Raw genomic sequence first — 1,734 nt, 5'->3', positions numbered from 1 at the left:
TTGTGGAAGCAGGTGCCGGTGAAGAGTGACCTCCACATCTTCACATGGGAGACGGACGGCGTCATGCCGGAGATCGCCGATGTGCAGAAGTGGTCCATCGGCCAGGGCCGCTTCATCACCGCCGAAGACGTGAACTCTCGCGCGCACGTGACCGTCATCGGCCCCGAGGCAAAAGATAAGCTTTTTGGCGGAGTCGATGCTCTGGGCCAGACCATCCGCGTGAACGGCATCCCATTTCAGATCGTGGGTATTCTGAAGCCGAAGATGCAGGAGGGCGACGACAACGTCAACCGCATCATCAATATTCCGTACTCGACGATGTCCGATATCGGTGAGCGTGCAGCAGCGGACGAAAGAGATCGGAGTGGAGAAAGCCCTTGGCGCGCGACGTAAAGACATCCTCTTCCAGTTCCTGTCGGAAGCGATGGTCATTACCGGTATCGGAGGCGCGGGCGGCATGCTGCTGGCCTGGCTGGTAAGCGTCTTCGCCGGACGCATCACCTTCTACAGTGCGATTGCCAAGGGCGGGGAAGCGGCGGACATCCGGCTGATCCTCTCACCTACTATCGTGATTGTCTCGACCACGATCCTCATCGTGGTGGGCCTGGTCAGCGGAATGGTGCCGGCGTTGAAGGCCTCGCGGCTGAATCCGATCGATGCTCTGCGGTATGAGTAGGCGTTGAGAGACGATACGTACTCGGGTACCGCCTACCATCTCATCACGACTGAACCCTGCTCTTGTTACTAGTGCGCACGAAAGTAGGGCACACGGTTGGCTCAAGCGTTCATCGCGGCATCGAGGAATCGCTTTGCATGTGTCGAGCTCGCATCAGTACCTATTCCACAATGTGGTCGATGATCTCAAATCTGATTGTGCAAGAGCAGAACTCACATTCAACCGTGTTGATTCCAGTAATAGGGTTGAGCACGGGAAAGGTCCGTAGACAACCGGTGCAGGTCACGGCGACGATGCCGTTATCCCTTTTTACCCAGACCGCCGCTTTGTCTGGCTTGCCAATGCGCGGGCGCGCCGGGAGCTCTTGAAGCAGTTCCACTATCTTTTGGAACAGACCTTCCGCCTTGTACTGCCCCTTTGCAAAAAAGGCGTCGGCGAGGACGCTCTCTGGGACTGTAGTACCAGAAAACTCTCCCGAAATGACGATTACAGGAATTATAGGAAAACGGCGTCGCACGACGGATAGGAATTCAAACCCGTTCATGTGCGGCATACTCAGATCGGAAATGATGATGTCTGGCAATGCCCGCTTTAGTGCAAGCAAGCCTTCGAAACCGTCTCCGGCGGTCAGCACTTCATAAGCTTGCGATTCCAGCAGCAATTTGCCTAGCTCACGCAGCCGGGCATCATCTTCCAGGATCAAGATACGGTATGGAAATGAGTTTTCGGGCAAAAGCTCTCCATTCTCTAGCAGGATGCCAGTGGGCTCGTCAGATCCATCCAATAATGATAGACGCGGTTGTCAATAGGCGCGGACGCCCCGCGCCATATTTAGCCAGTTCCTGGAACTGGACATCTAGGGTACACCTTATGGGAGGGCTGCCTTGCAGGAACGCAGATGCGGAACACAGTACCGGTTCTTTGCCCCGCACCGGAACGAGTGCGCGCACGCGAATGGCACCGCCGTACTTGTGGGACGAGGCACTGGCGCACCCAGAGCCTCACACCAGTTCCTTGTCGCTTGGTCGAAAAGAATAGCTGGAAGATCGGGATCCATC

Annotated in this window: 3 protein-coding genes; 2 read left to right on the top strand and 1 reads right to left on the bottom strand. The window is 56.2% G+C overall.

Translation table 11 applies throughout. The features are described 5' to 3' along the window. Both AB4043_RS25510 and AB4043_RS25505 read left to right on the top strand, forming a co-directional pair. The coding region (locus tag AB4043_RS25510; RefSeq protein ID WP_442308519.1) for an ABC transporter permease at window positions 1-393 on the top strand (393 nt) is incomplete at its 5' end. After that, on the top strand, window positions 365-676 hold the full coding sequence (locus AB4043_RS25505; protein WP_442308518.1) for an ABC transporter permease: 312 nt from the start codon (window positions 365-367) through the stop codon (window positions 674-676). The genes AB4043_RS25510 and AB4043_RS25505, both read left to right, overlap by 29 nt. A 160-nt stretch (window positions 677-836) precedes the next feature. Here the strand turns inward: AB4043_RS25505 and AB4043_RS25500 are convergent, their stop codons facing one another. Continuing rightward, a complete protein-coding gene (locus tag AB4043_RS25500) occupies window positions 837-1,409 on the bottom strand; it encodes a response regulator (protein WP_442299213.1) in 573 nt (190 codons plus the stop codon). Window positions 1,410-1,734 lie beyond the last annotated feature (325 nt).

It is taken from the genome of Terriglobus sp. YAF25 (assembly GCF_052113305.1).
Taxonomy (GTDB): Bacteria; Acidobacteriota; Terriglobia; order Terriglobales; family Acidobacteriaceae; genus Terriglobus.
The sequence above is the reverse complement of the archived record's forward strand: the minus strand, read 5'-3'. Positions and strand labels throughout refer to the sequence as shown.